Consider the following 26,035-nt stretch of genomic DNA (forward strand, 5'->3'; position numbering starts at 1 on the left):
CAGATATGGCGGACATTTTTAAAAATTCATGATGAAATTGTATTTAAATATCTTTAGAGAATTATTTATAAAATAATTTATCCACAATATCCACAGCTTATCCACAATTTAGAAAAATAATTTTTTAGAATCTGAGAAAGTTTACAATTTATAAACTTTTTGTTTATATTCCGTAAACTATGCTGAAATTAATAAATATTTTCAAAATTTTTTGGTGATTAAATGGGAGTAGTTTCGTCAAGTAGCTGATCCATTCTGCTTATAAACTTACCTGCAGATTTAATTCCAGATTTTACTTCTTCAGAGGATGGTGCTATTTGAAATGAGTATTGATCGGTATTTCTAGCGCTCCGCATTCTATCAAAGAGCAGTACATATTCTTCTTCAAGCCATTCTCTTGCTTGTTTAATTGAAAGTTCGCTTTTTTCATTTGAAGGCTCAACTGGACGTAAAAGCCTTCTATTAAAACAGTTTTCCAGGTCATTCAAGTGATTCACCCTTTAAAATTATTGAATTTCTTAAAAGAGAGTTATAAAACGGTTTATCTGTATTTTTTAGCGTGTCTAATTTTTCAGGAGTTAAAATGAGCATGTTTACTTCAGACTCTGTCATAGCTCTTAAATCCTTGTTTAACAGGCTTATCTTTTGTTCAGGAGGATATTTTTCTACTTTAACCCAGATGTCAAAATCACTTTCTATGGTGTTTGTTCCTGATGCCCAGCTTCCATATATACCTATAGCATCTGCCCAATCTAAATTACGCTGATCAAGGTCTATTTTATCTAAATTTAAAAGAACTTTGATTTCTCTTGCCTTTGTAGTATCATTTGGACAATATTTTCTCCCATGTCTTTCAAGCAAACCGTTATTTTTCAGATAATCTAAAAATCTTGAAACAAGCCCTTTTGAAACTCCAGTTTCTCTTGAAATTTCTGTTACAGTTGATATATCGTGATATAACACATAATAAAGGATTTCAACTCTTTTTTTCGTCTTGAAGAGTTCACTAAGCATAATAATAATTAAAAGTTTACGGTTTATAAACTTTTTGTTTACGTTCTGTAAACTATGCGAAATTGATTAATAATCTGCGAACTCTAAATCATTCAACTATCATTTTCTTCTTTTTTTCATCAATCGCAATGATCAATCTATCATCCAACCTTATAAGCTCTGCAAGGGGTTTCCCATCTAATTCGCCGCCGAGTTTCCTTATTTTCAAGCAGGGCATGATGAGCTGGATTTCTGAACTTTTAATAATTTCCTTTTCAAGTCCCAGTATCTGTTTGCATTAGTTTTAATAAATGGAATTACTAATATATTAAATTGTAAAAAAGATAATTGAATTAATTTCTCCGTGATTTATATGAAAACCAAAGCAGAAGTTTTAGAAATCCTGGAAAAGGATCTTCCACACCTTAAAAAAGCTTTTCATGTGAAAACAATAGGATTATTTGGATCATGCGCTCGCGGGGAACATACAGAGGAAAGTGACCTGGATCTAATGATAGAATTTGAAAAAACACCAGGTTTTCTTGAGTTATCAGATCTAGAGGAACATCTTTCTGATTTGGCTGGTTTTAAAGTGGAAATTGTTACTCCTGGTGGTTTAAAAGATAGAGTAAAACATAGCATAATGAAAGATATGGAATTTATCCATGTAAAAGCATGATATGATCAGATGACAATATTTTGAGGTTAAAATAATGAAACGATATAAGGTTTCTGTAGTAATAGAAAAGGATGAAGATGGATATTTTGCATTTAGTCCTGAACTTCAGGGTTGTTATGCTCAAGGTGAAACCTATGAGGAAGTTATAGAGAATATTAAAGATGCTATTCGTCTCCACATTAAAGATATGATAGAAAACAAAGAAGCAATTCCTGAAATTGAATCCATCAGCTTAACTTCTCTGGAAGTAGAAGTATGAGTGATAAACTTCCTCGAGTAACAGCAAATAAAGTTATTAAGGTTTTAGAGAGTGTAGGATTCGTTCTTACACGCCAAAGTGGAAGCCATAAAATCTATAAAAATAAGGAGGGTGTGAGGATAACGGTTCCATATCATTCTGGAAAGACCCTTCACCCTAAATTATTGAAAAACATACTTAAAGATGCTGATTTAACTGTAGACCAGTTTAAAGAATTATTATAATTTTTCCGCTGCGGAGAAAAGAAATCAATCTATTCACACCAAATCACTTCTTTTTCTACATATGGCTTCATATAAGGACTTAAGCTTTTAGGAGTAAGAAGATCAACTTTTTTACCGAATAGGTCTTCAAGAAAGAATGCTAATTCCATAAAATTGTCAAAAGTAGGTTTTTCAAACTCCACAAGTATATCAACATCACTTTCTTCATTTTGCTGTCCTTTGGCGTAAGAACCAAATATTCCTATTTTTTTTAACATCATATTTGGTTTTTATCTCGTTTTTATGACTTTTAAGGAGTTTGAAAACATTCATAGAGGTGCCCGCCTATATACGCATAATTAAATCGTTCTTTAGATTTAATTTATGTTACATAATATTTATTATTTACACTTGAAAAAAATGGAAATCGAAAATAATTTAGATTCTCATGAAATATGGATTTTAAATAACCAGTTCGACTGCCCAAAAAGATGCATTCAAAGAGAGGAAGGATTCTAAATAAAATTTAACCCGTTAAAATTAAAATAGAAGAAAAAAAGGATAAATTTAAGTAATAGTAAGAAAACTATTAGTAAGAACCAGGATATTTGAGGCGATAAGATGAATTCTATTTTAAAACTGGAAGATATAATAAATACCATTAAAAAAGAGGATAAAGAGTCATATAAAACTTTTAATAGCATATTTCAGGTTTCAAGTGCCACAGGTTCCATGAAAATTCCATACACCTATAAAAAAAGGGTTATGCAGTTATTTGGAAAAAGAGATGATAACGGAAATATTATAGAAACTGAAGAAGAGGTTGTTAAAAGAATAGAAAGCCAGCAAATTGTTAAAATTTACAATAAATGGACAGGGAGCGGATCGCTTTTTAACTCTTTAAGGGCAAGCCGGCCAGGAGTTAAAGATGAAGAAATAGCAAATTTGAGGGAAAAAGTCGATGAATACATTAAAGCATCCAAAAAAGAGTGTGAATTTTGTAATCCAGAAAAATACACTCCTGAAGATGTATTTGGAAGAATTAAAGGAGAACATAGTATTACAGGATCAAATATTGCCAAATACGATGCCTGGAGCAGCGTGATATTTTTTAAAGAGCATAATCCCCTGGAATTTTCATTGGAAGAACTCTCAGATTACATAGACACTGGTTTTAAATGGTTTAAAAGAGTCCATAATTATGATAAACAATTTAAATACCCATTTTTCCTTTGGAATTGCCTTCAAAAGGCAGGGGCTTCACAGATACATGGCCATGCCCAGATATTAATGACAGACAATATTCACTATGCAAAACCACAGTTTTTAAGAAAAGTTTTCAGACAATATATGCGGTGGACAGGGAAAAATTACTTTAATGATCTTTACAAAGCCCATGAAAAATTGGAGTTAGCTTTAGATGGTGAAGTGAATGGTTTTGCAAGTATCACCCCTATTAAAGAAAAAGAATTTATTATTATTACAAGAGATAGCCCTTCAAAAAATGACAGTGTAAAAGAAGCTATTTATAAGGTTTTACGGTGCTATATTGATAAATTAGGAGTTACCAGTTTTAATCTGGTGATTTCATGTCCTGCATTTGGTGAACCTACCTTCCCATACATAATACAGATTGTGGATAGGGGTAGTATTTTCAAACCAACTGCAGATATAGGTGCTATGGAACTTTATGGAAGTAGTGTGGTTTCAGATGATCCATATAATGTTATTAAGGCCGTAAATAAATATAAAACTTAAAATTTATTGTTGAAAGTGAAAAAGAAAAAAAGAAAGATTTATCAAATGATTCAAAATAAACTTTCAAATAAAGCACTGGCTGCACTTGGTTATTCTCCTAATGAATCCCTACAATCTCTCCTTAATGAAGAAAGAACTTTGTTATGGAAGCTTGTGGACGTAGAAAGAATTATTGCACTCCTCACAGTTGTTTTTGGAGTAATGATAGCAATTGCCTGGGATGCAGTAATTGTTGCAACATTTATAATCGGAGATCAGTCAGGGAAACTCAATTTACTGTTTATATATGCAATTATACTAACTATCGTTGGATTTTCAATGGGTTATGCAGTAGGGAAAATAGCCGGCGTAGAATAACTCAAATTATCTATTTTTAAGTTTTTTCTGGATTTTTTCACTTTTTAGCTCTCGTAGAGCATCTTTTGCAATCCATTTAGCACTTTTAGAATCAATTTTTTTGATTTCTTCTGCAACTTCAATGGTTTTATTATTTAAATTAATATTTCGTTTTCCAATTTGCCTTAAAGCCGAATTTACAGCTTTTTTTACAAAATTTCTTTCATCATGAGCTTCCCTAATAATTATGGCAAAAAATTCTTCAAATTTAGAATCATCAGCTTTTTTATCATGAACTGCTAAAGTTGCTATTAATGTGAAAGCAGCTCTTTTAACAAATTCTTCACCCCGTTTGCTCCATTCATAAACTTTTTGATATGCAAAGGGAGTTTTACGGAATAAATTCATACAGCACTGGTCACAAACATCCCATGAATCAAATTCAATAACCCATTTTTCCATTTGGTCCTCACAAACCAATTTAGGATCTTCAATCATGCTGGCCATTATTCTAGTTTCATTATATCCATATCTCCAAAGTTTTTCTGCAAGTTCATGATTTTTGCCTGCTTTTTTAGCTATGCTCCGTAATTCAGGTATTCTTATCCCATAAACTTTCTCGGGATTGATTCCAAACCGAGCCATTCCTTTTACATCTTCTGGGCGGGATAATGATTCTAATTCTCGAATGATCTGTTCAAATTCCATATTATCATCTATAAAAACCTTTTAATACTCGCATTGCATTTAAAGTAATCCATTTACTTGGCTTTCCTTTTCTTTCAATGCTTGTTTGAAATCGCCCATTGAAAGTATTTTCTAATATCCATTTACCTTCCTTATTTTGCTTGGAAATCATTATATCCATGGTTTCATGCATCCTCTCATCGTTATAACCTAATTTAGTCAATAATCCTAAAACTTCCAGCGCGTCGATGTTCCACATCAATGGAAAGCCAAATTTTAGCCATTTAAATTGACCTTTAACAGGAGATTGGTTTCTTTTGTAAATATGGTGATTAAGCATGTGTTCAGCGCCTTTAGTTATATAACCTTCCATTTCTGGTGTTCTTTGGTTTTTTGGTATCTCGGCGAATAATTTAAGGGATTTTACAATGATACTATGGCATGTACGCTCTCCCCAGCATCTTCTCCACATTTTATACCTCCATCCATTGGGCTCTTTTACTGGCTTATCATCAAATCGCTGATGCTTTATGAGCCATTTTATTGCTTTTTGGACTCTTTCATCCTTCAAATATCCAAATCGGATGAAACTCCAGACCATGTTAGCTGTAAGACATGGTAAAACTCGTTCATGGTCACCAGCACCTTCTTTATTAATTATATATGAAAATGCACCGCTTTCAGGATCCTGAGAGTTTTTAAACATGAATTCACATGCTTTTTTAATTCTTTCATCATTACCATCTGCACCAAGTTCAGCAAGGATTATTAACTGCCAGGAAGTTCCTTTATATTTACCTCTTAAATAAAAGTTCTCAGGAATGCCCCAGTAGCCCCCAATTTCCTGTTTAGCCAGTAATTTAGGAACAACTCCTATTTTCATTATACTTTCTCTGGCTTGAATTATTTCTGGATCATTTTCAGGCCTTTCCATAATATCTTTGAGAGTGAAATATCTAACTGAAGGATTATTTTCTTCTAAGAGCCATTCAGTAGGATCAACATTTAAAAAGGATTTCCATTTGAGCATTACCAAAGCTCCCGATTAATATATTAAAAAATAATAAGATTATGGTGTTTTCACCTTGTTTTGAGCCATATATCCCATCCCCACGGTTATAACTGGAATCATTACATATGTAAGACCAATATCCATCATATAATCTACAAAACTCATCTGCATAGGGCTTGCCGGCATGAACATGGTTAGATCTATAGCTATATTAATTATAAACCATGCAAAACCAATTATCATACCTTCTTTAACAAAATTAACCTCCATATTCTTTAAATAATAATAGGCCAGCATTACCACAATTATTGTAAGAGTTAGAGGCATTATAGATTCAAATAAAGGCCTCATATAAACTCTCAAAGGAAATATTGCAAAAGCAACTAAAAAAGGTATTAACCACACTAAAAATCCGAATAGAATTATCTTCAAATTTTTGTTCATAAAATCACCTTCTTTTATTTTACAGGTTGTCTTATGATGGTTTTAAGTCTTTCTGGCTTTGTTCTGCGCATATCACTTATGTACATTCGTGATGTCTCTTGCAAGGCTTGCTGCCATCGAATTCATAGCCTTTTCCTTCAATGAAAGCATGTATCTCCTCTACTTAGATCCTTCCTCAGAATATGGACCAATATACATTATTTGAGCTGATAATCCTTCATGCAGGCTTTCAAATCTTATTTTAGAAAGAGCTGCAGGATTCTTCTTTGTTTCCACTTCTTCAATTGCCTGAAAGACGTTTCAGCCACTTAAAACTTTGAAAGTAAAGTTTATATAACTCGTTTCCACCCTTAAAACATTCATGGGATCACCTTTGGTTGCTAAATACACAATATGTGATCCCATCATATAAGTAAAGTTTATTAACTCGTTTCCACCATTAAAACATTCATGGAATCATATTAGGTTGTTAAATACACAATATGTGATCCCATCATGTTATAGGATTTCTACAAAGCCTTAAAAATCTCAAATAGAATAAAATGAAAAAATTTCTTAGGCATGAATAAATTAGAAACTTCCAAAAAATTCTAAGTAAACTAAAAAAGGTGGAAAAATGGTTGAAAAAATTTGTCCTACATTAACTAAACTTCCTGAAGGTCCGATAATTTCTCCCCAAGCTAAAAATGGATGGGAGGCATGGCAAACTTTCAATCCAGGAGTAATTTTACTTGAAAATAGAGTTCATTTCCTTTATCGAGCTATTGGAGAAGACGCTATCTCCAGGTTAGGATATGCTGTTTCTAGCGATGGATTTAAAATAGATGAAAGATTACCATACACAGTTTATGAGCATTCTCCAACAGATACTTTTTCCTATAATTTCTTTTCTTTTACCTCGGGAGGTAGTTTTGGTGGATGTGAAGATCCTCGTCCTGTAAGAGTAAATAATGAAGAAACTATTTATATGACCTACACTGCCTTTTGTGATCAGGGATTAAGGATAGCCTTGACTTCAATAAAAGTTGAGGATTTTTTAAATAAAAAATGGCGGTGGAAAAAGCCAGTGTACATTTCTCCACCGGGCCAGGTGCACAAAAACTGGGTAATATTTCCAGAAAAGATTAATGGAAGTTATGCTATCTTACATTCTCTTAATCCTCAAATATCAATAGATTTTTTTGATGATCTAGAATTTGATGGTAAAACATATATTAACAGCGTCCATGACCCCGAACCTAAAGGAAGTCATTGGAACTGGGAAAGCCGGATTAGAGGGACAGGAACTCCACCTATAAAAACTCAGGATGGATGGCTAATAATTTATCACGGAGAAGATCGGCGTGACCCCGGTAAATATAAAGTTGGAGCCATGCTTTTGGATCTTGAAGAACCAACCAGAGTTTTGCACTGTACTAAAAAACCAATTTTAGAGGCAGATAAGTTATATGAAAACATAGGCTTTAAACCAGGAGTCGTATATGCCACAGGAGCAGTAGTAAAAGATGATACCTTACTGATTTACTATGGCGGTGCTGATAGTTCTGTCTGCGTTGCATATTCTGATCTGGAAAAGTTTTTAACAACCCTGAAAGAGGATATTAAACCAGAATTAAAAGCCCAACCCCTAAAGAAAAAGGAGGATAAAAATGATAATTAAACGAGCAGAAGAAAATCCAATCCTAAAACCCATCAGCTCCCATTCATGGGAAGCTAATGGTACGTTTAATGGCTGTCCTGTTCAAAAGGACGACAAAACTTATCTTTTGTATCGAACATTTTCACTGCTTCATTATCACTCTGGTGCTCGAGCCAACATAATTACTTCTGACATTGGTATAGCTTCAAGCAAAGATGGAATTCATTTTGAAAACCGGCGCCGATTCATTGTGCCTGAACATGACTGGGAGAAATTTGGGTGTGAAGACCCCAGAGTAACAAAACTTGGTGATAAATATTACATTTTTTATACAGCTTTATCCAAGTATCCATTCCAGGCTGAAGGTATTAAAGTGGGTTTGGCTATAAGTAAAGATTTAAAAACAATCGATGAAAAACATCTAATTACGCCGTTTAATGCCAAAGCCATGGCTCTTTTTCCAGAGAAAATAAAAGGAAAAATCTGGGCGGTCCTTACCCCTCATACTGATAAACCACCAGCAAAGATATGTCTGGCATCTTTTGACAAGCACGAAGAAATCTGGTCTAAAACTTACTGGCAGGAATGGTATAAAGTCTTTGAAAAATACTCTTTACCTCTCCAACGCAGACCACAGGATCATATCGAAGTTGGAGCTCCACCATTAAAGACAGAATATGGCTGGTTATTATTGTACTGCTATATTCGTGATTATTTTTCCCACAAAAAACTTTTTGGAGTAGAAGCGGTTTTACTTGATCTTGAAAATCCATTAAAAATTATTGCTAAAATTGATGCCCCTCTTTTAGTTCCTGAAGAATACTATGAGAAAATAGGTCTTGTCCCAAATGTCATTTTTCCATCAGGTGCAATGATTAAAGGAGACTGGATCTACCTTTATTATGGAGCTACTGATACTACCTGCTGTCTTGCTTACATAAAGCTTCCTAATTTATTGAAAGAAATGTTGGAAGAAGATGTAAGAAAAATAAAACTTGTGCGAGCCAAAGAAAATCCAATTATTACTCCAAAAAAACATCCATGGGAGAGCAAAGCCACTTTTAATCCAGGAGCTTTATATCTTAAAGAAAAAGTTCATATTGTATATAGAGCTCTTTCTGCAGATTATACTTCAGTTTTTGGTTATGCTACAACTAAAGATGGTATTCACATTGATTATCGCTCGCCTCAACCTATCTATATTCCCCGTGAGCCATTTGAACAAAAACTTCAACCTGGTGTCGGTTCTGGTTGTGAAGACCCTCGACTTACTCAAATTGACAATAAGATCTATATGTGCTACACTGCCTTTGATGGGCGTTTGCCTCGGGTGGCTTTAACCTGGATCTTAGTAGAGGACTTTCTCAAACAAAAGTGGAATTGGGCAAGACCGGTCATTATTTCTCCACCTAATGTAAACGATAAAAATGCTTTTATTTTCCCAGAAAAGGTCGATGGAAAATACATGATTATTCATCGAGTTGGCAATGACCTTGACTATTCTTTTTGTGATACTTTAGATTTTAAAGATGGAATATGGCTTGAAGAAAATCGTTGGATATATAAAAGGAAAGGATGGTGGGACAACAAAAAAGTGGGAGCCGCTGCTCCACCTGTAAAAACAGAAAAAGGATGGATTATGCTCTATCACGGTGTTTCAGAAGAATGTGTATACAGGGTGGGAGCAGTGCTTTTGGATCTTAAAGATCCGACCAATATCCTCTGTCGCACCTGGGATCCTATCTTTGAACCAGAAACTCTTTATGAAAAAGAAGGATTGGTTTCAAATGTGGTTTTTCCCTGTGGTAATGTGGTTTTGGGTAATAAGCTTTTTGTCTATTATGGAGGAGGTGATAGGGTAGTAGGGGTGGCGACAATTAAGATCGATGAACTTTTCAGTGTTTTAAAGATGTCTAGATGTTAAACCTCAGTTATTTATCATATTACACCTAACATGAATAAATTAAAAAGCAAAAAAAGAGATCTGGATGAAACTGAAAGTTTATAGGCCGTGGGGAAGTTATACTATCCTTGGTGGGGGCGAAGATTACAAAATTAAAAAGATTTTTGTAAAACCCCAAGCAAAATTGTCTTTACAACTTCATAAAAAAAGGTCAGAACACTGGATAGTAGTAAAAGGCAGGGCTAAAGTTAGGATAGGAAATAGAGAATATATTCTTAAAAAAGGCGAAAGTACTTTTGTTCCCAAAGACACAAAGCATCGATTGGAAAACCCAACAAAAAAAATTTTAGAAATAATTGAAGTTCAACAAGGAGAATATCTTGAAGAGGACGATATAATAAGATTTGAGGATGATTACGGCAGAGTATAGGTTTAAATCTCCTCAAGATTTATTCAATCACTTACTATTGCCATAAAAACTCAAAAATCAAGTTTATTAAATCGATTCTAAAAATCCATACCAAAAGAAATAATTACAATTTAATAAAAAAATTAAATTATGAACACAAAAAGAAAAGTTGTCTGGGCTATTACAGGATCAGGAGATAGAATAACAGAAACTACAAAAATAATGAAACAGATCAATGAAAAGTACGGGGATGAATTTGACATAAGAGTCTACATCTCAAAGGCTGGTGATCAGGTTTTAAAATACTACGGCCTATTTAAAGAGATTGAATTAGATTTTGACAGAACATGGGTTGAAGTTAACTCTAATGCACCATTTTTAGCGGGACAAATACAGTTAGGGCAGTTTGATTTCATGTTAATTGCACCGGCAACATCCAATACTGTTGCCAAGATTTCACTGCGAATTGCTGATTCATTGATTCCAAATGCAGCCATTATGGGCCAAAAGGTAGGCCTACCAATTTATATAATGCCCTCTGATGTTGAAGAAGGAACTGTAATTACAGAATTGCCTGATGGAAGCGATCTTAAATTAATAATAAGAAAAGAAGACGTTGAACATGTTGAAAAACTTGCTAAAATGGGTGTTAATATATTAAAAACTCCCGAAGAAATTAAAGATGTCTTTAAAAAACATTCGAATCAAGGATACTGAGGAAAAAAAAGTAAATTTTTTTATTCCATGAATTTGGAAACAAATGGAGAAGTGTCTCCTCTTCGCTGGAAGTGTCCTGAAGGTCCTTCACCTAAGAATTCAGAAAACCATGATTCATGCTGAACCTCTTCGTGAAGAATGGAAAGAGACAGATCATATGTTCTGTGGTCTTTACCTGCAGTTATATTACATATGTTAGTGTATTGCCTGACAGCGCATCTTTCTGCTTCAACCAGCACTTCTAAAATTTTGTTCACATCACTTATGTCTTCAGGCAGATATGCAGGAGGACAACCAGAAATATCGTGGAATTCTTTCATATCTCTAGGCAATTGACCTCCTAATTCGTATATTCTGGGTACCAATGCTTCAAAATGATTTCGATCTTCTATTCGTGCTGTTTCAGCTATTTCTTTAACTCCCTCTCCTTCTAATCCTATTAAATTAGCTCTTAAAATTGTGTAATAATAGAATGTCGTAAGTTCTGCAGCTGCATTTTTCACTAAAAGTTCTACAAGTTCATCTACATTAATTCCACTTCTCTCCACCATTTCTCGAGCTACTTTAGCCATTTTTCACCAACACCTTTTTTAGTTATAATATATTATTTATTTCTAATAAATTTATGTATTATCCTCCGAAAGTCACATCAAGTATCATCATCAGTAAAAACCCCCCAATGATACATAATGTAGCTAAATCTGTATTTCCTCCACTTTGACACTCTGGTATAACTTCCTCCACAACCACAAAGATCATTGCCCCTGCAGCAAAACCTAACGCATATGGTAAAATAGAATAGGAAAATGTCACTATTAAAACTCCGGTAATGCCTGCAATAACCTCAACAAATCCAGATAATTGTCCATATCCAAAACTTTTAAGTCTGGACATTCCTTCACCCCTAAGTGGCATGGAAACGGCCATTCCTTCTGGAAGATTATGAATTCCCATGCCAATAGCAAGTGATGCTGCTGCAAAGAGTGATGCAGACTCAAAACCTGTTGCAACAGCTCCAAAAGCAACTCCAATAGCTAAACCTTCAGGGATGTTATGTAAGGCTACAGCGAGAATAAGCAGCCTGTTTCTATGCCATGTGGTTTTAATACCTTCAACCTCTTCTATTGGGCATCCCATGTGGATATGGGGAATTATCCTGTCAATTCCAGCTAAAAAAATACTTCCTAACAAAAAACCTGTGGCTGCAGGTACCCATGTAAGACTCCCCCATTCATCTGACATCTCCAGTGCAGGTGCAAGCAGTGACCAGAAACTTGCAGCAATCATTACTCCTGCAGCAAAGCCAAGAGAACCATCAAGTAGTTTTCTATCAATATTTTTTGTTAAAAATACTGTAAATGCTCCAAAAGCCGTCATTAGCCATGTAAAAGATGTGGCAACGAGAGTTAGCATTACAGGATTTAAATCAGTTTCAATCATAGTACTAATTATTAAGAATATAGAGTATATAATTTATTATTCATTACATTCATCTGGTAAACTGTTACTGCTATTATAGTCAGATGCATAACTTTTTTGATGATGGTGTGATAATGGCACCACTTCCAACATAATAAACAAAACAATAAACGAAATAACTAAAACATTTCCCCAATACATCATCAAAAACCCAAAAACGCCAGAATCACCTAAAAAAAGAAACACCCCACAAAAAATTATCAAAAAAAATGAATCCCACAAAATTAATTACAAGACAACCTCCTTATAAAGGAAAATCTTGAATCATATGAAGAAGAATATGATGATTTCATTAAATTACGGGCCTGACCTTTTCAAATTATTAATAGAAACTTTAAATGATAAAAAAATGAAATCAGAACTAAGATTAAGAGTTAGCGCTGCTTTAGCTTATATGTATCTCCTTTTGATATTATACATGAAACAATATATGGTCTCTATGGTTATATAAATGATATTTTTATTTATTTATACTGGTACTATCTGAATTTCTAGTGATATTCTTTTTTTATCGAATTTTTTTTACTGATGTTTTTTGTAGTTTCCTGATTTTTTATGAGAGTTTTTACCAGGTTTTAAGAGTTAATCACGTGTCTTTCAGGGGTATTTCAAGTGTGATGAACATAATTTTTCCTCGTGGAAAAAACACCATCATGAACGGTTTCAACGAATCTAACCAAATACCAATTATTAAACATCTTTTATGATAGAACGGCTGAAATACAGTTTTTCGAAAACATCATCGCCAGAAACCCTGAGCACGCTGATAAACCTAAAAAATGGCATGCAGAACAGTTAAAACCCTTCAAAAAGTTTCTATACAAACGTAAGTTAACACAACGCTGAAATAACCTGAAATTAAAACAAAGAACCTATATAGACGCATGCGTAAAATTCGAGGAACTCAAGACATTTATTTGATTTCCAGCTTGAAGCTTTCCTCTTTCTCAAGCTTTGGCACCCTAACAGTTAAAACGCCATTTTTAAAGGTTGCTTCTGCATCATCATCCATGATCTTTTTAGGGAACCTCACAGTTCTCATTATTACACCAGACTTTCTGTTAAATCAACGTGAACGATAACGTCATCATGGGTAAATAACCAAAAACGAATAATTTGGAGATTGAAATCTCCATTTTTATACTATTTTTTATTCTATTCTATAATAGTCTTTCATCCATGCTACTGTTTTTTTGATTCCTTCTTTCGGTGAAACTTTGGGCTCATGCTTTAAATCCATAATAGCCTTAGAAAAGTCCATTGTTTTAATTTTAGTGGTGAAAGCTTCAGCTTCCTTGTAAGTAACGAGTGAATCATCCACCCCAACAGCATCTAAAATCATATCACTGTATTCTTTAATATCATGTTCCCATTCCTGTTTGCTTCCAACATTGTAGGCTTCACCAGGTATAAAATTATCAACAATGTTGGCGAAAGTTGTTGCAGTATCCCCCACATAGTCTATTATTCTTTTATGGCCTTCGTATACTGTGTATGGTTGTTTATTCAGTGATTTGTATATGAATATTGGAATAAATCCTTTATATGGGCTGTATTTTTCATGTGGACCATAACAGTTTACTGGACGTACTCTAACTGTTTCTGTGCCGTACATTGTGGCAGAATTCATGCACATTAATTCTCCAGCCCATTTAGTAATTGCATAGTCATTCATCTGGTAAGTGTCTTTTATTGGGTTGTCTTCCATTACTTTTTCCTTCATTATTCCTGTGTAATCCCCATAGACTTCTGCTGATGAAAAGAATATCATTCTAAAGCCCAATTTTTCCTGCAATCGAATCATGTGTTTTGTACCAATAACATTTGTTTCCCAGAGATTTTCATAATAGCCTTCACCGTTCCAGCGGCCGTATTCAGCTGCAAGATGATAAACATAGTCAAATTCATTGTTTTCAAAGACTCTTTCAAGCTGCCTGTAATTTTTAACATCAGCCCTTACATAATCATCCCTACCATTATGTAGAAGATCAAGTGCAGTGACTTCATGCCCTCTACTTCTAAGTTCATTTACAAGATTTGTTCCAATAAAACCTGCCCCACCTGTAACCAGTATTTTTTTACTTTCCATTTAAAAATCCTCCATGTTATAGTCATTTATGATAAATTTATCATAAATAATTAATGCTCGTTCATCCCCCGATATAAGTGCATTGATCCAGTACTATTTTCAATGCCTTTTCTATCCAGTTAATTCCATTATTAAAGGTGAACTGGAAAAATTTTACATATGTATTAAAATTTTTCTTTGAAACACATCTAAACATGTTTAAGAAAGGTCTTGGTAGGGAATGTCTGTTTTCAGCATTATTAACTGATTTTCACCATCAGCATGTTCTTTTTCAGAATGGTTTATAATTAATGATGTTCTTTGACCTGAAGGTGCTCTTCCAGTTTGAAATAGATAGTATAATAGTCTGTAAACGCTTCTATAGTACCTTCGCAGTGTGTATCGACCTTGTTTGATAAGACTGGATCTTACAAAATTTGACGCAGCAAAAACCTATTTTTTGCATGCTTTTGCTAAACGGTAAACACTATCCCATTTATGTCCTAATTCTTCTGATAAGCGCTTTATACTCTTTTTATCCAGGTTCATGAGAATGTAGAACATTTCACCCATTGAAAGCTTCTTATTAGCAAAAATAGTTCCTGTAAGATCGCTGAAGTTTAATCTGCAGTTGTTACAGGAGTAACGTCTACTTTTACCCTGAAATCCACGCTTATGAATAGAAAAAGAATTACATTCAGGACAATGAACACCATTAGCCCATTTTATACGCCTAAAAATCTCCATAGCCCTGTCTTCGTCAGGAATACACAACTCCAAAACTAAATCAATCTCTTTCATATTTATTAATTTTTGAACTTAATTTCATTTTTTATATTTATTAACTTATTAATTTTTGAATTTAACTTCATATAAACATTTGCACTGACTTAGGGACACGAGCATTAATGTTAAATATTAGTTTTACATAAAATAATAATTAATAGTATAATAGTATTAAAACTGAAGAGAGGGAACTCAAATGAGTAGCTTAAATGAATATGAAGATAAAACAGTGCTTGTAACTGGTGGTGCAGGTTGTGTTGGCAGCAACTTAACTCGTAAAATCGCTGAATTAGATGCTAAGAGAATAATAATCTTAGATAACCTATCATCTGCTTATACATGGAATATCCCAACTAATGATAATATAGAATTTATTAAAGGAGATATTCTGGATGATGCAGCACTTAAAAGAGTTTTTAAAGAAAAACCTGATTATGTATTCCATTTAGCAGCTCACTTTGCCAATCAAAACAGTGTAGATAACCCTGAAAAAGATTTAATGGTTAATGGAATTGGAATTTTAAAAGTTCTTGAATATGCTAACCTTGTTGAAGTTAAAAGGTTTGTTTATTCATCTTCAGGTTGTGGTGTTTATGGATTAGACTCTAAAATGCCTTTCAAAGAGCATGATATTTCCATAAGTCTCCATACGCCGTATCAGGTAACTAAGTTGCTCGGTGAGCTTTATACTAATTATTTTTATAATTTATATGATCTCCCCATAGTTAATGCCCGTTTTTTCAATGTTTTTGGACAGGGAGAAGTACCAGGAAAATACAGAAACGTAATTCCCAATTTCTTTTACTGGGCAATGACTGGAAATGCACTCCCAATTACAGGAGATGGAACAGAAACAAGAGACTGGACTTATGTGGAGGATATTGTTGATGGACTTCTTGCAATGGGAATCAAAGAAGAAGCCATTGGTGAGGCTATAAACCTTGGATCTGGAAAGGATCAAAGAGTAATCGACATGGCAAATACTGTAAATGAACTCACTGGTAATGAAGAAGGAATTAAATTTGTTCCTCGCAGAAACTGGGATGCAAAAACGAAATTACTTTCATCCATTGAAAAAGCAGAAAATTTACTTGATTACAAGCCAAGAATGGAATTTAAAGAAGGTTTGGAAAAGACTCACCAATGGTTCCTTGAAAACTGGGATAACATAGAAAAAAACGCAGAATTCGATATAAATCAAACTAAGAATAACAAAATAAGACAAAAAATGAGTTCTAATAAAAATATTAATTGTTTGAGAGTTTGAATTAATGAAAAACCTTTATATCCGGTGTAAACATGAAAAAATCTTATAATAAAAAATCTTCTATTGCTATTATTGGTAGTAGAGGAATCCCAAATCAATATGGAGGATTTGAAAAATTTACAGAGGTACTAAGCATGGAATTAGTAAAAAAAGGTAAAAAAGTATATGTTAGCTGTGAATATGCTCCAGAACCAAAAATATCAGAATTTAATGGTGTAAATCTTTTTTATTTTCCTATAAAAGCTCCAGAAATGAATTTATTAAGAATGTTTTATGAATTTTTATATGATGGATATTCATTATTTTGGAGTAGCAGGAAGGTAGATAGTGTTTATATGCTTGGCTATAGTGCTGCACTGCTATTTTTCATACCTAAATTATTTGGTAAAGAATTATTAGTAAATCCAGATGGAATAGAATGGAAAAGAAGTAAATTTAGCCCTTTTATCAAATTGCTGCTCAAACTAAGTGAAAATATAGCGGTATTTTGGGCAGATAAAATGATTGCTGACTCAAAAGCTATTAAAAAATACCTGGACAATAAATACAATATAGATTCAATATTTATTCCTTATGGTGCTTCTAAAATCAGCGAAATAAGCTGGAATCAGGAAATTCTCCCAAAAAAGATTAAGAAACTTAAAATAAATCCCAGTTATTATTTAGTCGTTGCCAGATTAGAGCCTGAAAATAATATTGAAATGATAATTGAAGGATATCTAAAAAGTAAAACAATTAAACCACTTATAGTTGTCGGTGATTTTGCTGATCCTGCCTATGAAAAATTAATAACTGAAATTATTGAAGAATCTCCAGAAGATAGAAAAATAGTTTTTGCAGGAAGCACATACGACCCTGAAGTATTGAACATGCTCAGACAACATTGTTCTGCTTATATTCATGGCCATTCTGTTGGGGGAACCAATCCTTCTCTATTAGAGGGAATGATCTCAAAAAATCTAATTATTGCACATGATAACGAGTTTAATAAGGAAGTTTGCAGTAACAAGGCCCTTTATTTCAAGGATTCTGATGAAGTAAGTGCCAAAATTGATCTAATAGAAAAATACCCTCAAAACTATTTTTATTTCAAAAATTCTATCTATCAGCGGGCTAAAGAAGATTATTCCTGGGATAGAGTAGTTGATCAATATAATATACTCTTTACTCCAATGAGTGATTTAATACTAATTTTTGATAAGATTAACTCTGAAAATAGGAGTTCTTTAAACGAATGGTGAAGTTACTGCAATGAGATAATCAAGTCACTGGTTACGTATTATTTTAGCAAATAATAATTTGAAACGTCAGATGGTGGTAATATGGATAATGAAAAAGTAAAAGATTTTAAGGTGGTTTGTATTGGTCAACTGTTGTCAGATGGTTCTGGAGTAGGTGGAGGAGCTCGTTTTAAGAATATGATATCTATTTTTGAAAACATTGGTCTGAATGTTAATTTAATTTCATTTTCTTTTTTTTCCGATAGATTCTATATTGAACATAGAAAAGATGCATCAATTAAAACAACTATTATTCATTTACCTAAAAATCTACCCAAGGTTTTAAAAGCTGTAGCTATTTTTCCAGTATTTTATTATGTCTTAAAAGAATCCAGAGATTCAGATTTTATTTTTACAGATTTCATTACAGAAATATCATATATTCCTGCTACAATAGCAGGTAAAATTTTAAATAAACCTGTTATTTTAGATTATATTGATACCAACTTTTTTAAAATAATTCCAGGTTCTGTCAGGAAATATGCTGCAAGAAATGCAAATATGGTTTTTGCAATCAGTAATTACCTCCAAAACTTTGCTAAAAATGATTATGGATGTGAAAATGTTCTATATTTACCTAATGGAGTTGATACAGATCTGTTTCAAATAAACAAAATAATGAGGAATAAAAAAAGAGAAGAACTTAATATTAAAAACGATATAGTAATAGGATATACTGGTTCTTTTGCCTATTATGAAGGGATCCCAGTACTTCTTGAAGCATTTAAAAATTTAAACAAAAAATACCCAAATCTTAAATTGGCTATTATGGGGAAAGCATATTTTGATGGGGATGAAAATATAGCTGAAATTGTTAAAAAGAATAATCTTGAAGAAAAGGTTATTTTTATCCAGGCGCAGCCTTATGAGAAAGTTCCTGAGTATTTATCTGCTTTTGATATACTGTGCTGCTCTAAACTTGATTGTGAAATAAATAGAGTTGCTAACCCGGTAAAAGTAGTTGAATATCTATCAATGTCTTTACCAACAGTTTGTTCTGCTGTTGGAGGTATTAATGACACAATAACAGATGAAAAGGATGGTTTTCTTGTTAAACCCGGTGATATTAAATCATTGGAGGATAAAATTGAATGGATACTGTTAAATCCAGATATATCAGAAAAGGTGGCATCTAATGGACGAAAAACTGTATTAGATAATTATAGTTTTAGTACAACTGAAAAAAATGTTAAAAATGCATTAATGAACATTATGAACGCTGGAAAATAGTTTGATATTTATGCTTATGGATAATTTTATTCGGATGAATGATTGGCCAATTAAGAACTTTATTTGGTTTATATTATTTATACAGATAGGAATCTGGGGATTAGGTGGTTTAGAATTAATAGGCATCAATATTTCTTTTTTAAGGGAAATTGTAGGATTTATCTATCTTGTTTTTGTACCGGGGATGATATTGCTTAGAATCTTAAGATTGCATAAATTAAGTAATATAGAGGTGCTATTGTATTCCATTGCTTTAAGTATAGCTACTTTAATGTTCACTGGTTTAATTATTAATTTTTCACTGCCTATTTTAGGCATTGATGAGCCAATTTCATTTGTTCCATTGATGTTATCAATAAACCTGGTTACGTTGTTTTTGCTGATTTTAAGTTATTATATTGATAAAGATTTTACCCAACCGGATTTAGATATTAAGATATCCTCAAAACATTTATTTTTAACATTGCCTTTGTTTTTGAGCATATTTGGAACTTATCTGATTAACTATCATAATAATAATAATCTGGGTATTATTTTCATGATTATAACCATTGCAGTCATAATTTTCCTGGCTGGATTTAATAAAATTGACAAAAATTTATACTCATTTGTAATCCTGATAATTTCTATTTCTCTATTATTTCAGAATTCTTTAATTTCTAATTATATTTCTGGATTTGACATTCAAAGGGAATATTTCTTAGCTAAATTAGTTATTTATAATTTTAAATGGGAGACAGTATCTAACTTAGAGTTACTTACGGATTTAAACTCAATTTTGAGTGTAACTATATTGCCCTCCTACTTTTACTATATCTGTAATGTGAATATAGTGTGGATATTCAAAATAATGTATCCATTAATGTTTTCTTTAGTCCCTTTAGGGTTATATGAATTATTTAAAAGACAATTTAACAGTAAAATTGCTTTTTTTGCAGTTATTTACTTTGTAGCTACTTATGGTTTCTTTTATAATATGCCCCAGCTTATGAGACAGATAATAGCTGAAATTTTTATAGTGGCAATTCTTTTATTATTTCTGGATAAAAAAATGGATAAAAGATCTAGAAGTATATTGTTAATAGTGTTTTTATTTTCTCTAACAATTTCACATTATGGTGTGGCACATATCTTTTTAACTGTTGTAATTGGAGTTTATTTACTGCAATATTTATTTAATTTATATAAAAAGAGTGAAATAAACACAGTTAATTCTACAATTGTGTTTTTATTTTTATCTTTAGTCCTTTTATGGTATATTTACAATAACGATGCTTCTGTATTTATATCTATCTTAAGGATATTTGATAGTGTATATAGTTCATTATTAACCAGTTTCTTAAGTCCAAACTCTACCCAGGGTTTGGCCATTATTGGAGCGAAAGTTACACTTTTTAATGCAGTGACCAAATATTTATATCTTTTAACTCAATTTTTGATATTAATTGGTATTGCGGGCTTTTTATTTAATATAGGAAGTATAGGTAAGAGATTTAAAATTAAAAAAGAGTATCTCTTCTTTGCGATTATATTTATGGGAATCTGTATAGTATCTATATTAGTTCCTAATTTTTCCAGCCAATTAGATACTGTAAGAATGTATCATCTAACTTTATTAGTTCTATCGCCCTTTTTTATAATCGGTTTCATGTTAATTACAGAAAAGATCAGTAAATTCCTTAAATCAGACAAATGTTTCCATAAAACATTTAATATAATTTCTATATTTCTAGTAATATTTTTGTTTTTAAATACAGGATTGATACAGGGAATAATTAATGAGCCTTATAAACCAACAATGGCACTTAATACCAATGATCCTCCTGTTTTCAATGAAAAGGATACATCAAGCGCTGAATGGTTGTCTACTCACATGAATAAGAGTAGTAAAGTTTATTCAGATATAAATGGGTTTGTGCTTCTGGGTGGATTTGTAGGACCTGGATCTAAACTTCTAAGCTTTAGTCTTGATAAAAACACTTTTAATGATTTAACTAACAGTTCTTATTTATACTTAAGGCACAGTACCCTCAATGGGACGATAAACGTTGCCCAGGATAGTATAAATGGTAGTAGGGAAGGTTTCATTGATCAAAAATTTTTAGATCCCATTAATAAAAATAGAAACATAATTTATGATAATAATATTACAATACTGTTTTAAAATTTGAAAAGTGAAACAATGTTAAGCCCAAAAAAAATTTGTTTTCTATCTCCTACAGCATATTCACTTCTTAAGAATAGAAAAGACGATATAAAAAATGTTATAGGTCCTGATATTGATCAAATAACGTTAGCCAGTGAATTGTCCAAAAGGGGCTATAAAATTACCCTAATTACTTATAATGAGGGAGGCCCTTCAGAAGAGTTCATTAACGGGATAAAAGTGATAAAAACATATTCGCCGGAAGTACAGACGAATTTTTTTTCTAAAATGAGGTATTTATGGAAAGCATTAAAAAAATCAGATTCAGATATTTACTTTCATTATGGAGATTCTTTAGGGATTATACCCACATTTGCAAATTTAATGGGGAAAAAAAGTGTTTATAAAATTGCTTCTGATGTATTAGTAAATAGAAACCTTATTATTAATGAAATTAAAGAATTTAAAAGCTCAAAATTTAATTCCAGAGTTATTGGAAACTGGATTGATATTAAATTTTCCCATGCTATTTGTTTACAAAATCAATATCAGTCAGAAATGCTTAAAAAGGGATATAATAAAAAAGGTAAGATAATTAAATCCCATATTAAATTAAAAGATCCAGATCCAGCTAAAAAGTCAGAATTTCCAATTGTTTTATGGGTTGGTTCCATGGCTGAAGTTAAGCAGCCGTGGTTAGTTATTGAATTTGCAAAAATGATGCCATGGGTAAAGTTCCAGATGATAGGTGGCTACCAGGGAGATCCCACTCTCTATAATAATATAAAAAAACAGGCTGCAAAGTTAAAAAATTTTGAATTTTTAGGTGTTGTACCTTTCGAAGAAATAGATCACTATTTCAATAAAGCATGGATCCTGGTAAACACATCCATGTTTGAAGGCTTTCCCAATTCCTTTCTTCAAGCGTGGATGAATTATATGCCGGTAGTAAGTATTAATGCAAATCCAGATGATGTAATCACTAATTATAAACTTGGGTTTTATTCAAGAAATTTAAAACAATTAAAAGAAGATTTAAGCACTTTACTAAATAATGAAGATTTAATAACTGAAATGGGGATTAACGGAAGAAAATATGTAGAAGACAATCACGATATTAAAAATATTCTTCCTGAATACATTAAGTTATTTGATTCAATTTGATTATTTCTTTTTGTTAGTATTTACTGTTGGGTTGTAAACTTATTGTGGGTTAAAATTTTCATCTAAAAATTTTTTAGTCAAATAAGCCTCCATTCAAGAAAATAAAAGAAAATTATGGTTAAATAAAAATGCAAACCACAGCCAGCACCCACTAACTTTACAGCCCTAAATAATAGTAAATTATTTATACATTGTAATACAAATACGTAGATTAATGTTTCAATTAAGTCTATTTCGAAAGAGAATGCAAAAAACAGGTGCTAAAAACTGATTATAAATAATTAAGTAAGTGCAATTAAAAATACCAATATAGGGGCTAAAATGAAACGATTATATAATGCAGATATTATTATAGTTACTTTAATAACATTATTTTGTTTTATATTTCTTATTACATCCAGATTAAATGATGACTATATTGGAACAACAGTGGAATATTTACTGGTACTATTTTTACCCGGATATGTGATTATAACAATTTATTTCCCCAAAAAGAATGATTTAAAAAATATAAAATGTTTGGCACTAAGTATTATTTTGAGTATATCCATTGCCTTTCTAATTGGCATGATATGGAACTATGTTATGTTTGATAACAGATTAACACTAACTCTGCTTTCTATTGCTATACTTACCTTTTTAACAATTCCTGTAGCGTTTTTAAAGAGAAATGGAGTTTCTAAAAGTTTTAATAATAGTTGGATGGGAATCTTCAAAAGCTTTAAATCATGGTATAACGGTAAATCTCAAAGAGATAAAGTTACTTCAATTATTCTGGTTATATTTGTTTTTATTGCATTATCATCAACTGCTCATGTTGTTTTTTCGCCTAAAGAAAGTGAACGTTTCACCGAATTTTATTTGTTAGGTCCGGGAGGTAAGGCAGTAGATTATCCAACGAATCTTACTACGGGGGAAACTGGAAAGGTTATAATTGGAGTTGTAAACCATGAAAATCAAAATACAACTTATAAAATGGTAGTTACTTCTAATAAGCGAATAATCGATGAACAGAATCTAACATTAAATAATGCGGAGAAATTTGAAATGCCTTACAATTTCACAGTAAGTGACTCAGGGAAAAAAGAATTAAAATTTTTACTTTATAAGCTTCCAGATGATAAAAATGCTTACCGATCTTTATTATTACAGATTAGAGTGAATTAGAGTTTAAATTTCCTCAATTAATATGTATTACAGGTATTAATATGTCTGCACTTACTGAAATAACAACAAATATAATAAATAATGGTTTACTACTTGGAATAGCTTTAGTAGCATTTTTAGTTTTAAAAGAAGTGTTTGGTGCAGATGCAGATAAAAATAAGGAAATTAATTCTTTTATTAGGTTTATTGACTTAATTATAGTTCTTTTGTTTATTATTTTCATGATTGTAGTAGGTTATAAAGCTTTCACTGTATTATCTAATCTTTAATGGCCTTAACTAATGTTGATAATTAAATTATTAGAAACAACAGAGTAAAATGAAATGAAACTTAATAGGATTATCTTAGGATTAATTTTCGTATTCACACTCTTTTTATTATGCTACATTTATGCAGATGAAGGTAATTATCAAAATAATGATGTTGTCGATATTTTGAATGGTAATTCCCAAAAAAACGTTTTTATTGCAGGCCCAATAACTGCTATATTTGATAATGGATTTGAAGTTTATAATATTAAGGATAAAACAGCTTATAGGGTAAAAACTGATTTAAAAATAGGTTGGGGTAATGCTGTCTATATTTTAGGAATTTTGAATCAGAATAATGAAGTTATTATTACAAAAATCATGACTTTTAAACAGGAAGATGTTATTATGGTCATTTTAAGGTCTTTAGGAGGCCTAATAATATTTTTATTAGTTTTTACAAAATTTTGGAAATTTAATCCTCAAAAAATACTGTTTATTAGGAGAAAATAAATGCCAGACTGGATAACACATGTATTGGTGGCCTGGAGCTTAGGTACTATTTTGGGGTTTAAATTTAAACAATTTAACCAGTCTAATACTGCTATTGTCATGTTAGGAGCTTTAATTCCAGATATATATAAAATAACACTGTTATTACAACAATTTGGTATTTATATGGAAAGTTTTCTCTCGCCTGTACATTTACCTGCAGGATCTATATTAATCGCAGTTATATTATCTCTTTTTTTTGATAAAAGTAGATCAATATTCTTATTTTTGATTTTCGGTATCATTACTCATTATGCACTGGATATATTAATATTCAGCGGTGGAATGGAACTTTTATATCCATTTAGTTCTACAAAATTCCAGATAGGTGTCATTTCAATTATAGACTTTAATATTACCATAATATCAATTGTATTAGCATTCTTTGTATTTATTGCCGGTAAAATGATTGATAAAAAGAAAATAACTTATAATTAGCTTTTAAGAAAAATATTAAAAACAAATCAAATAAAATGTTGATTTGATTATTAAATTTTATTTATTATTGAAATGAGTTTGCATCAAAATACGGTTAAAATCTCCCCTTAATCCGCATAAATATAATTTTAATATATTAAAATTTTTAATATTTGCGTTTATCCTGCTTAATTGATATAATTCGCTAACAGAGTTTTTTAAAAGCTGCATAGGAAAAACTGAAACTGAAGAACTGAAACCAAGATTTTCTACTATGGAGGATAATTTTGCATTAAAATCACCATTTGGATATGCAAAAGATTTAACTTCTGTTTCTAAATTTTCTTCTATGCATTTTTTAGAGTTTATTATTTCCCATTTTGCCCTGTCAAGACTAACGTTGGTTAAAATGGGATGGGTTACTGTATGAGAACCAAATTCGATACCATTTTTATTCATTTTTTTAATTTCATTCCATGATAGAAGATATTTCTTACCTAATTTTTCAGGGATATTTACATCAGTTAAATTAATTAATTCCGCTATTACAGTTTCTTTTTTATCATTATCCATTTTTTTTAGTTTTTCTTGAATATTTAATCCTGCAATGAGTTTATCTTCATTACTACATAATTGATAGGTCCCTATAGGATTTAGATCAATCGATTCCATGTCAGTATGAAATAAGACGTAGTTTATTTTATCCCACCAGAATAGATTTTTTTCTTCAACATGTCCTGTAGCCAGGAATACAGTGGCAGGAGCATTATATTTTTTTAAAATAGGAAAAGCAAATTCATAATTATCTTTATATCCATCGTCAAATGTTATTACAACGGCTTTTTCAGGAAGATTGCCATTTCTAATCATTTCACTTAAGTTGCTAAGTGAAACTATTTTGAAATTTTTGCTGAGGTAATTAATATGATAATCAAATATCTTTTCACATAATGGATTAACAGACCATTCATCAGTTTGTGGACCCACTCTGTGATAAGCTAATATGCTAATCTGGGATTTTGTAATTTTTCGTCTTAAATTGCCATAGATGTCAAAAATACCTGCTTTATTCATGCATCTTGCAAAACTGTCTAACATTCATATCCCTCATTCCTCTAAATTAATATTTATTTTTATTTCTCTTTCTTAGGAAAAAGAAAATATTAAGTAATACATTATGTAATATAATATT

Annotated in this window: 29 protein-coding genes and 1 pseudogene; 18 read left to right on the top strand and 12 right to left on the bottom strand. The window is 31.6% G+C overall.

Going from position 1 to position 26,035, the window contains the following annotated elements:
* Window positions 1–218: 218 nt before the first annotated feature.
* Window positions 219–488 carry a hypothetical protein gene (locus PQ963_02175; protein MEN4028474.1) on the bottom strand — a complete coding sequence of 90 codons (270 nt, stop codon included), beginning with the start codon at window positions 486–488 and terminating at the stop codon, window positions 219–221.
* A complete protein-coding gene (locus PQ963_02180; GenBank protein ID MEN4028475.1) occupies window positions 481–1,014 on the bottom strand; it encodes an ArsR family transcriptional regulator in 534 nt (177 codons plus the stop codon). The genes PQ963_02175 and PQ963_02180 overlap by 8 nt, the downstream gene beginning before the upstream one ends.
* Before the next feature lie 352 nt (window positions 1,015–1,366).
* On the opposite strand from PQ963_02180, the gene PQ963_02185 reads away from it, so the two are divergent.
* Genes PQ963_02185 through PQ963_02195 form a run of 3 tightly spaced genes read left to right on the top strand, consistent with a single transcriptional unit; the run spans window position 1,367 to window position 2,155 of the window.
* Window positions 1,367–1,672, top strand: coding sequence for a nucleotidyltransferase family protein (locus PQ963_02185; GenBank protein MEN4028476.1), 306 nt, complete (start codon window positions 1,367–1,369; stop codon window positions 1,670–1,672).
* A 34-nt stretch (window positions 1,673–1,706) separates the two neighbouring features.
* Entirely contained in the window at window positions 1,707–1,931 is a 225-nt protein-coding gene (locus PQ963_02190; GenBank protein MEN4028477.1) for a type II toxin-antitoxin system HicB family antitoxin, read from the top strand.
* On the top strand, window positions 1,928–2,155 hold the full coding sequence (locus tag PQ963_02195) for a type II toxin-antitoxin system HicA family toxin (protein MEN4028478.1): 228 nt from the start codon (window positions 1,928–1,930) through the stop codon (window positions 2,153–2,155). The genes PQ963_02190 and PQ963_02195 overlap by 4 nt, the downstream gene beginning before the upstream one ends.
* A gap of 29 nt (window positions 2,156–2,184) precedes the next feature.
* Here PQ963_02195 and PQ963_02200 read toward each other — a convergent pair whose 3' ends face one another.
* On the bottom strand, window positions 2,185–2,412 hold the full coding sequence (locus tag PQ963_02200; GenBank protein ID MEN4028479.1) for a nucleotidyltransferase family protein: 228 nt from the start codon (window positions 2,410–2,412) through the stop codon (window positions 2,185–2,187).
* A 343-nt stretch (window positions 2,413–2,755) separates the two neighbouring features.
* Between PQ963_02200 and PQ963_02205 the strand changes: the two genes are divergently transcribed.
* Window positions 2,756–3,892, top strand: a complete 1,137-nt coding sequence (locus PQ963_02205) for a hypothetical protein (GenBank protein ID MEN4028480.1) — start codon at window positions 2,756–2,758, stop codon at window positions 3,890–3,892.
* Between the two features lie 45 nt (window positions 3,893–3,937).
* Window positions 3,938–4,249 (top strand): DUF5654 family protein, encoded by a 312-nt coding sequence (locus PQ963_02210; protein ID MEN4028481.1) that lies wholly within the window; start codon window positions 3,938–3,940, stop codon window positions 4,247–4,249.
* 6 nt (window positions 4,250–4,255) lie between these two features.
* On the opposite strand, the gene PQ963_02215 is transcribed toward PQ963_02210, so the two are convergent.
* The 3 genes from PQ963_02215 to PQ963_02225 are packed head-to-tail and all read right to left on the bottom strand — an operon-like array spanning window position 4,256 to window position 6,371.
* A complete protein-coding gene (locus tag PQ963_02215) occupies window positions 4,256–4,936 on the bottom strand; it encodes a DNA alkylation repair protein (protein MEN4028482.1) in 681 nt (226 codons plus the stop codon).
* Window positions 4,937–4,940: 4 nt separating this feature from the next.
* Window positions 4,941–5,945: a nitrogen fixation protein NifH gene (locus tag PQ963_02220; GenBank protein ID MEN4028483.1), complete on the bottom strand. Its 1,005-nt coding sequence runs from the start codon at window positions 5,943–5,945 to the stop codon at window positions 4,941–4,943.
* A 39-nt stretch (window positions 5,946–5,984) separates the two neighbouring features.
* Window positions 5,985–6,371: a hypothetical protein gene (locus PQ963_02225; GenBank protein MEN4028484.1), complete on the bottom strand. Its 387-nt coding sequence runs from the start codon at window positions 6,369–6,371 to the stop codon at window positions 5,985–5,987.
* 616 nt (window positions 6,372–6,987) lie between these two features.
* Between PQ963_02225 and PQ963_02230 the strand changes: the two genes are divergently transcribed.
* The 4 genes from PQ963_02230 (at window position 6,988) to afpA (ending at window position 11,039) form a co-directional block, all read left to right on the top strand.
* Entirely contained in the window at window positions 6,988–8,031 is a 1,044-nt protein-coding gene (locus tag PQ963_02230) for a hypothetical protein (GenBank protein MEN4028485.1), read from the top strand.
* The gene (locus tag PQ963_02235) at window positions 8,021–9,934 is read left to right on the top strand and encodes a hypothetical protein (GenBank protein MEN4028486.1); all 1,914 of its coding nucleotides are present in this window, start codon (window positions 8,021–8,023) and stop codon (window positions 9,932–9,934) included. Before PQ963_02230 ends, PQ963_02235 begins: the two co-directional genes overlap by 11 nt.
* A gap of 58 nt (window positions 9,935–9,992) precedes the next feature.
* Window positions 9,993–10,343 carry a phosphomannose isomerase type II C-terminal cupin domain gene (locus PQ963_02240; protein MEN4028487.1) on the top strand — a complete coding sequence of 117 codons (351 nt, stop codon included), beginning with the start codon at window positions 9,993–9,995 and terminating at the stop codon, window positions 10,341–10,343.
* A gap of 129 nt (window positions 10,344–10,472) precedes the next feature.
* Window positions 10,473–11,039 carry an archaeoflavoprotein AfpA gene (afpA, locus tag PQ963_02245; protein MEN4028488.1) on the top strand — a complete coding sequence of 189 codons (567 nt, stop codon included), beginning with the start codon at window positions 10,473–10,475 and terminating at the stop codon, window positions 11,037–11,039.
* Window positions 11,040–11,059: 20 nt separating this feature from the next.
* Here the strand turns inward: afpA and dps are convergent, their stop codons facing one another.
* From dps to PQ963_02270, 5 genes and pseudogenes are all read right to left on the bottom strand, one after another.
* Complete coding sequence (dps, locus tag PQ963_02250) at window positions 11,060–11,611, bottom strand: DNA protection during starvation protein (protein ID MEN4028489.1); 552 nt, start codon at window positions 11,609–11,611, stop codon at window positions 11,060–11,062.
* 58 nt (window positions 11,612–11,669) lie between these two features.
* The gene (locus tag PQ963_02255) at window positions 11,670–12,479 is read right to left on the bottom strand and encodes a ZIP family metal transporter (GenBank protein ID MEN4028490.1); all 810 of its coding nucleotides are present in this window, start codon (window positions 12,477–12,479) and stop codon (window positions 11,670–11,672) included.
* Between the two features lie 952 nt (window positions 12,480–13,431).
* Window positions 13,432–13,566, bottom strand: a pseudogene (locus PQ963_02260) (Hsp20 family protein).
* Window positions 13,567–13,668: 102 nt separating this feature from the next.
* Entirely contained in the window at window positions 13,669–14,607 is a 939-nt protein-coding gene (locus tag PQ963_02265; GenBank protein ID MEN4028491.1) for an NAD(P)-dependent oxidoreductase, read from the bottom strand.
* Between the two features lie 432 nt (window positions 14,608–15,039).
* Window positions 15,040–15,387 carry a transposase gene (locus tag PQ963_02270; protein ID MEN4028492.1) on the bottom strand — a complete coding sequence of 116 codons (348 nt, stop codon included), beginning with the start codon at window positions 15,385–15,387 and terminating at the stop codon, window positions 15,040–15,042.
* A gap of 181 nt (window positions 15,388–15,568) precedes the next feature.
* Here PQ963_02270 and PQ963_02275 point away from each other — a divergent pair, with 181 nt between their 5' ends.
* The 9 genes from PQ963_02275 (at window position 15,569) to PQ963_02315 (ending at window position 24,864) form a co-directional block, all read left to right on the top strand.
* The gene (locus tag PQ963_02275; GenBank protein ID MEN4028493.1) at window positions 15,569–16,639 is read left to right on the top strand and encodes an NAD-dependent epimerase/dehydratase family protein; all 1,071 of its coding nucleotides are present in this window, start codon (window positions 15,569–15,571) and stop codon (window positions 16,637–16,639) included.
* A 32-nt stretch (window positions 16,640–16,671) separates the two neighbouring features.
* Window positions 16,672–17,880, top strand: coding sequence for a DUF1972 domain-containing protein (locus tag PQ963_02280; GenBank protein ID MEN4028494.1), 1,209 nt, complete (start codon window positions 16,672–16,674; stop codon window positions 17,878–17,880).
* Between the two features lie 81 nt (window positions 17,881–17,961).
* On the top strand, window positions 17,962–19,149 hold the full coding sequence (locus PQ963_02285) for a glycosyltransferase family 4 protein (GenBank protein ID MEN4028495.1): 1,188 nt from the start codon (window positions 17,962–17,964) through the stop codon (window positions 19,147–19,149).
* A 34-nt stretch (window positions 19,150–19,183) separates the two neighbouring features.
* The gene (locus tag PQ963_02290; GenBank protein MEN4028496.1) at window positions 19,184–21,313 is read left to right on the top strand and encodes a DUF2206 domain-containing protein; all 2,130 of its coding nucleotides are present in this window, start codon (window positions 19,184–19,186) and stop codon (window positions 21,311–21,313) included.
* Window positions 21,314–21,331: 18 nt separating this feature from the next.
* Window positions 21,332–22,459 carry a glycosyltransferase family 4 protein gene (locus PQ963_02295; GenBank protein MEN4028497.1) on the top strand — a complete coding sequence of 376 codons (1,128 nt, stop codon included), beginning with the start codon at window positions 21,332–21,334 and terminating at the stop codon, window positions 22,457–22,459.
* A 321-nt stretch (window positions 22,460–22,780) separates the two neighbouring features.
* Complete coding sequence (locus tag PQ963_02300; protein ID MEN4028498.1) at window positions 22,781–23,626, top strand: DUF1616 domain-containing protein; 846 nt, start codon at window positions 22,781–22,783, stop codon at window positions 23,624–23,626.
* Window positions 23,627–23,667: 41 nt separating this feature from the next.
* Window positions 23,668–23,895, top strand: coding sequence for a hypothetical protein (locus PQ963_02305; protein MEN4028499.1), 228 nt, complete (start codon window positions 23,668–23,670; stop codon window positions 23,893–23,895).
* 54 nt (window positions 23,896–23,949) lie between these two features.
* Window positions 23,950–24,387, top strand: coding sequence for a hypothetical protein (locus tag PQ963_02310; protein MEN4028500.1), 438 nt, complete (start codon window positions 23,950–23,952; stop codon window positions 24,385–24,387).
* Window positions 24,388–24,864 (top strand): metal-dependent hydrolase, encoded by a 477-nt coding sequence (locus tag PQ963_02315; GenBank protein ID MEN4028501.1) that lies wholly within the window; start codon window positions 24,388–24,390, stop codon window positions 24,862–24,864.
* 57 nt (window positions 24,865–24,921) lie between these two features.
* Here the strand turns inward: PQ963_02315 and PQ963_02320 are convergent, their stop codons facing one another.
* Window positions 24,922–25,941, bottom strand: a complete 1,020-nt coding sequence (locus tag PQ963_02320; GenBank protein MEN4028502.1) for a polysaccharide deacetylase family protein — start codon at window positions 25,939–25,941, stop codon at window positions 24,922–24,924.
* Between the last annotated feature and the right edge of the window lie 94 nt (window positions 25,942–26,035).

Source organism: Methanobacterium sp. (assembly GCA_039666455.1).
GTDB lineage: Archaea > Methanobacteriota > Methanobacteria > Methanobacteriales > Methanobacteriaceae > Methanobacterium_D.